5 protein-coding genes and 2 tRNA genes are annotated in these 6000 nt (G+C 73.7%); 2 read left to right on the forward strand and 5 right to left on the reverse strand.

Going from position 1 to position 6000, the window contains the following annotated elements:
* Positions 1–23 precede the first annotated feature (23 nt).
* Both tig and ACFWPI_RS03600 read right to left on the reverse strand, forming a co-directional pair.
* Positions 24–1418 carry a trigger factor gene (gene tig, locus ACFWPI_RS03595; protein WP_363369863.1) on the reverse strand — a complete coding sequence of 465 codons (1395 nt, stop codon included), beginning with the start codon at positions 1416–1418 and terminating at the stop codon, positions 24–26.
* Positions 1419–1712: 294 nt separating this feature from the next.
* Positions 1713–1786, reverse strand: a tRNA-Pro gene (locus ACFWPI_RS03600).
* A gap of 157 nt (positions 1787–1943) precedes the next feature.
* Between ACFWPI_RS03600 and ACFWPI_RS03605 the strand changes: the two genes are divergently transcribed.
* Positions 1944–2014 (forward strand) — tRNA-Gly (locus ACFWPI_RS03605).
* 90 nt (positions 2015–2104) lie between these two features.
* On the opposite strand, the gene ACFWPI_RS03610 is transcribed toward ACFWPI_RS03605, so the two are convergent.
* Entirely contained in the window at positions 2105–2677 is a 573-nt protein-coding gene (locus ACFWPI_RS03610; RefSeq protein WP_380371237.1) for a hypothetical protein, read from the reverse strand.
* A gap of 210 nt (positions 2678–2887) precedes the next feature.
* Between ACFWPI_RS03610 and ACFWPI_RS03615 the strand changes: the two genes are divergently transcribed.
* Positions 2888–3679, forward strand: coding sequence for a DUF6348 family protein (locus ACFWPI_RS03615; protein WP_380371235.1), 792 nt, complete (start codon positions 2888–2890; stop codon positions 3677–3679).
* Between the two features lie 34 nt (positions 3680–3713).
* Here ACFWPI_RS03615 and ACFWPI_RS03620 read toward each other — a convergent pair whose 3' ends face one another.
* Positions 3714–3911, reverse strand: coding sequence for a hypothetical protein (locus ACFWPI_RS03620; protein WP_063347574.1), 198 nt, complete (start codon positions 3909–3911; stop codon positions 3714–3716).
* 501 nt (positions 3912–4412) lie between these two features.
* Positions 4413–5552, reverse strand: coding sequence for a PP2C family protein-serine/threonine phosphatase (locus ACFWPI_RS03625; RefSeq protein WP_063351101.1), 1140 nt, complete (start codon positions 5550–5552; stop codon positions 4413–4415).
* Between the last annotated feature and the right edge of the window lie 448 nt (positions 5553–6000).

Raw genomic sequence — 6000 nt, forward strand, 5'->3', positions numbered from 1 at the left:
GACCTCAGGGGTTACCGGGGCACTCAGGCCTCGGTCTTCTCCTCGGCGGCGGTCTCCTCGGCGGCGGGGGCCTCGACGGTCTCGGCCGTCTCGTCCTCGTCGTCGAAGTTGACCTCGTTGCCCTCGGTGTCGACGACCTTGGCGGCCTCGACCACGGTGGCCAGCGCCTTGCCGCGGGCGACCTCGCCGACCAGCAGCGGCACCTGGCCACCCTGGACGACCTGCTGCGCGAACTGGTCCGGGGTGAGACCCGAGCCGGCGGCGCGGCGGATGAGGTGCTCGGTCAGCTCCTCCTGGTTAACACCCAGCTCTTCGTCGGCGACGATCTGGTCCAGGACGAACTGGGTCTTGATGCCCTTCTTCGCCTGCTCCTCGATCTCGGCGTCCCACTCCTCGCGGGTCTTGCCCTGGGTCTCCAGGTAGCTGTCGATGTCGAGGCCCATCGGCTGGAGCTGGTGGTGCTCCAGGTTGTGCTTGCGGGTCTCGACCTCGTCCTTGAGGAGCTTCTCCGGGAACTCGATCTCGACCAGGCCGAGCAGGGCGTCCAGCACCTTCTCCTGGGCCTGGGTCGCCTGGTCGTACTCCTTCATGCGCTCCAGGCGCTTGCGGGAGTCGTCGCGCAGGGCCTCCAGGGTGTCGAACTCGCTGGCCAGCTGGGCGAACTCGTCGTCCAGCTCGGGCAGCTCCTTCTCCTGGACGGCGGTGACGGTGACGGTGACCTCGGAGGTCTGGCCCGCCTGGGTGCCACCCTTGAGCTCGGTGGAGAAGGTGGCGGTGCCACCGGCCTCCAGGCCGGTCACGGCGTCGTCGATGCCGTCGATCAGGCGGCCCGAGCCGATCTCGTAGCTGACGCCGTTGGCGGTGCCGTCCTCCGGCACCTCGCCGTCGACCTTGGCGATCAGGTCCACGACCACGATGTCGCCGGCGGCCGCGGCGCGCTCGACGTCCTTGACCGAGGAGAAGCGCTCGCGCAGCTGCTCCAGGGACTTCTCGATGTCCTCGTCGGAGACGACGATCGGGTCGACGGTCACCTCGATGGAGGCGAAGTCCGGGAGGGTGATCTCCGGACGGATGTCCACCTCGGCGGTGAACTTCAGGTCGCCGCCATCGGCGAGCTTCTCGACACCCTCGATGTTGGTGATGTCGGGCTGTCCGAGGACCTCGATCTTGCCCTCGTCGACGGCCTGCGTGTAGAAGCGCGGGAGGGCGTCGTTGACGGCCTCCTCCAGCACGGCGCCACGGCCGAAGCGCTGGTCGATGACCCGGTTCGGGATCTTGCCCTTGCGGAAGCCCGGGACCGAGACCTGCTGGTTGATCTTCTTGTACGCCGCGTCGAGGCTGGGCTTGAGCTCCTCGAAGGGCACCTCGACGGTGAGTCGAACCCGGGTCGGGTTCAGAGTCTCGACGGCGCTCTTCACGGTTAGGTCTCCTATGGGCTTGCGGTCAGGTTGCCTCCGCCGTTCCCGGCCGCCGGCCGAGGCCGTACGAATGGGTCGGGCGAGACGGGCGATGAAGGGTTGGAGCTGCATCTCCCGTGGGGGGTGGACGGTGAGAGTGACTCCTCGCCCTCGTGCGGTTGACCTGGGTTGACACCGCAGGGACTACCGCCAGCGCCCCATCCTACCGGTACCACGAAAGGCGGACGCCAGGCGCCACCGTCGGGCCCGAACAGAACAGGGCCCCGCCACGGTGGACGAGACCCTGCCGCACTGTCGGGGTGACCGGATTCGAACCGACGGCCTTCCGCTCCCAAAGCGGACGCGCTACCAAACTGCGCCACACCCCGTGGTGCCGAGAGGAAGCGTACACGTCGGGCCCTGGCGGCTCGCCGACATATTCGGGGGCGGTCCGAGGGAGCGCGCGCAGAATCCGGTGTGCACGGAAGCGACCGGACCAGGTACGCTGTCCCCCGAACTTCCGGCCGACAACGACCGGGGGATCGCGCGGGCGTAGCTCAATGGTAGAGCCCTAGTCTTCCAAACTAGTCACGCGAGTTCGATTCTCGTCGCCCGCTCATCGGCCCGGCCCCGGTGCGTCTCCACGCACCGGGGCCGTTGGCGTTTCCGGGCGGTCCACCCGGCCCCGCGAGGCCGGAAGGGCCGGTTCAGAGTCCGAGCCGGGCGGCCCGGGCGGCCGCCCGGTCGAGCAGCCGGTGGACGTCGGCCTCCCTGGTGGCGGGGCGGTCGTTGTACTCGTCCGGGGAGTGCGCCGGGCGGCCGGTCGCGTGCAGCACCTCCATCAGCTGGACCCGGGCGGTGCGCACGGTGGCCGGGGTGCCGTAGCCGTGCGCGAGGACGGCGGCCTGGGCGCCGAGCAGGCAGACCCGGCCGCGTGCGTCCCACATCGCGCCCTGCAGCCAGCCGTGGGCACCGATGTAGCGGGAGGCGAGCCGCAGGTGGTCGGCGGCGCTGACCGGCACCGGGCGGGCCGGGCGGCGCAGCACCCGGTCGAGCAGGGTGGCCCGGGGCGCCGGGTGGCCGGCGCACCACGGCCGCACGGCGGTGCCGTGGGGGCAGACGTACGGCACCGGGCGGCGCGCGGGGGCGGGCAGCGAGGCGAGGTAGGCCTCGATCTCGGCGGCCAGGCCGGAGCCGTCCGGGCCCGCCAGGAGGGGCGGAAGGGGTGCCGGAGGGGCCGCCAGGAGCGACGGAGGGGGTGTCGGGGCGGCGGGGGTCATGCGGGCTCTCCAGGCGGGCGGCAGGGCCCCGGCCGGCGGCCACAGGGCGGTTCCGCTTCCCAAAGTGGTGCATTCCAGACATTTCCGCGACCGGAGAACCGGGGAGGCCGGACGGTTTCCCGCCTGGCTGCCGGGCCGATAGCCTCGGCGGCGTTCGAGCGCAGTTCGAGCGGGAGCTCACCCGCCGCGCTCCGAGGTGGAGGAGTCCCGGTGCGTCCCCAGGAGCGGCTGGCCGTCATACAGCGCTGTGTCGTCCGGGAGATGGCACGCCTCGGACAGGAGTTCAGCGCCGACGGCGAGGTGGTGCGCGGCCCGGGGACGACGGCGGTGGCGGTGCGCGAGCACCCCGGGAACGACGGCGCCGGCCACGTCGACCTCGGCTACGTGCTGCACCTGGGCCGGGCGGACGCGCCGGTGGTGTGGGACTGCGCGGCCGGCCTCGGCAAGACCGAGGAGGAGAAGCTCGCCAACGCGGTGAAGATGTGGGCGACCACCACCGCCTCGGTGCTGGTCGAGCTGACGGACGGGCGCGGCGTGCACGCCGACCACGCGGACCACCCCGAACTCCCGGGCTGGCACGCCGTCCAGGGGCCGGCGGCGGTGTTCGGCTTCGGCAACGAGCACCTGGCGGGCTGGCTCGCCGAGCACCGGGTGCTGCCGGCGCTCGCGCCCGCGCTGCGGCCGCAGCTGGCCGGGCCGGGGCCGGTCGGGGTGAAGCTCTTCCTGGGCGGGAAGGCGGGCGACGACGTCGCCGAGGTCCGGGTCGACGGCGAGGTGTCGGAGGCCGCGTCGGCGGCGCTGCGCGCGATGGACTGGCCGCGGGGCGAACGACTGTGCTGGGCGCGGCTGTTCGTGCTGTTGACGGCCGAGCGGGCGGCGCCGGGGCAGGCCGCGGCGGCGGGTGCCGCGGCACCCGCGCCGATGCGCGCCCCCGCCCCGGCGGCGGCCCGCCCCCGGGGACTGTTCGCTCGCTGGCGGGAGGCCAGACGGGCCGGCCGGTGATCCCCTCGCGGGGGTCGCGGACGGCCCGGCCGGGTCAGCCGCCGGTGATGCCCGAGATGCTGTGGGCGAGGTTCGCCAGCAGGGAGTTGATCGAGCCCGCGACCGTGGTCTCGTGCAGCATGAAGCCGAACAGGGCGGCGATGATGCCGTGCGCGATCTTCAACTGCTTGTTGCGGATGAAGATGATGCACAGGATTGCGAACAGGACCAGCGCGGAGACGGAGAGTGCCACCCGGACTCACTTCCTCGTTTCATAGCGTGGTGCCGCCGCCCGGCGGCACCTGCGAAGCCGGACCCCGGCCTGTCCGACGGTCCCGAGGCGGAATCGCGGATCGACCGGCACACCACCGGCGAGGGAGCCCGGCGCGGTCGAACGTTGTCTGCCGTGCCGCACGTGACGCCCCCCATCCCCCGAATCCTGAACAGTCCCGCCCGGACTCAGTGTGGTCGACCGTGCCGATTGCGTAAAGGTCTGACAGTCAGCCCAACGCCGATATCCTGCGATGCGAGACGAGTTTCCGCCGACCGGGACGATAGCGGAGCCGTTCTGACGAATCGTCGCCGGGGCGGCGCTGAGCGGCCGGAAGGCGGCCGGAGACGGGTAACGGAAGCCGCAGGTCCGGTCAGCCGACGGGGCGGCCGATTTGGCCGAAGATCGGCTGCCCGGCTTGACAGCAGGTGCCCGCGGCATGTGCCGGTCCGTCCGGTGACGGACGGCCGGGGCGAGGGGGCGTCAGTCGCGCCAGAGCAGCAGGACCGCGCGGTCGTCGTTGATGTCCCGGGCCACCGTCTCGATCAGCGCGGCCGCCGCACCGGCCCCCGCGCCCGGACCGCTGCCGGGCACCAGCCGGTCCGCCTCCCCCATCAGCCGGTCCATCCCCTCGGAGAGGTCCCGGCCCGGCTCCTCGACCATGCCGTCGGTGCACAGCATCAGCACGTCGCCGCGGTTCAGCCGGCCGCGCACCCCGTCGAACTTCGCGCCGTCGTAGATCCCGAGCAGCGGGCCCTCGGCCTCCTTGACCTCCCAGCGCCCGGCGCCCGCCAGCCGCTGCATCCCCGGCAGGTGCCCGGCCGACAGCAGCTCGTACTCGCCGGTGTCCAGGTCCAGCACCAGGTGGACGGCGGTCGCGAAGCCCTCCTCCCAGGACTGGCGCAGCAGGTAGCCGTTGGCGGCGGGCAGGAAGTCGTGCGCGGGCAGCGAGCCCACCAGGCCGCCGAAGGCGCCGGAGAGCAGCAGCGCGCGGGAGCCGGCGTCCATGCCCTTGCCGGAGACGTCCGCGAGGACCACCTCCAGCAGCCGCTGGCCCGGGCCGGTACGGGCGGCGACCACGAAGTCCCCGGAGAAGGACTGCCCGCCGGCCGGGCGCAGCGCCATGTCGGCGTGCCAGCCGTCCGGGAGCTCCGGCACCCGGCTCTGCACCCGCAGCCGCTCGCGCAGGTCGAACAGCATGGTCGAGCCGCCCCACCAGGGCACGCCGACCCGGGCCCGGAACTGGGCCAGCAGCAGGCCGCCCACCCCGGCGGCGCCGACCACCAGGGCCGCGCCCGGGGTGACGCCGTAGACGTAGGCCTCGGGGTTCTCGCTGGCCACCCGCTGGCCGGTGTGGATCACCGACTCGGCGGACAGGCCGAGCGCCGCCAGCGCGTACAGCACCACCAGGCTGCCGGGGCGCAGCAGCAGCGCGCCGGCCAGGATCGGCAGGACCAGCGCGGTGGGCGGGGCCCAGGCGGGGATCCAGATGTTGAGCAGGATCAGCAGCGGGACGAGCAGGGCGAGGGCGCAGAGCACCGGCCAGTCGGCGGCGCCGCCGCGGAAGTAGTCGACACCGGCCGTGCGCAGCCTTCGGCGGACCCGGCGGAGCCTCCTGCGCAACCGGGCCGTCACGGGTCCGGACGCCGTGGCGGCGCCGGGCCTCGTCGCAGTCGTCTGGGGCGGTGCGCCCGGCGGTCTGCCAGCCATGGGGCCCGACCTTATCCACGGGCACCGCCCGGCGTCGACGGGCCGGACACGAGCGGGTGCGCCGTGGCGCGGGCCCGTCAGTCGGTTTCGGCCGATTGCCGCGACGGCGGGCGCGGCGTCAGGAGGCGTGCGCCGGTTGGGCGTACGAACCACGCGGGCGGCGCACGCGCCCCGCGCGCACCGGCGTCGGCGCGCCCGGCCCTGTGGCCGATGACACAGCCGTACGGGCCCGGGAACGGCGGCGGGGGGGCGCCGGGGGGGGGGGGGCCGCCGCCGGGGGGGTGGGCCGGGGGGGGGGTAATCCCGGGGGGGGGGGGGCCCGGCTCGGCCGGCGCACCCCGGGGGTCACCGAAACCCGCCC

It is taken from the genome of Kitasatospora sp. NPDC058492, assembly GCF_042720685.1.
Classification (GTDB): domain Bacteria; phylum Actinomycetota; class Actinomycetes; order Streptomycetales; family Streptomycetaceae; genus Kitasatospora.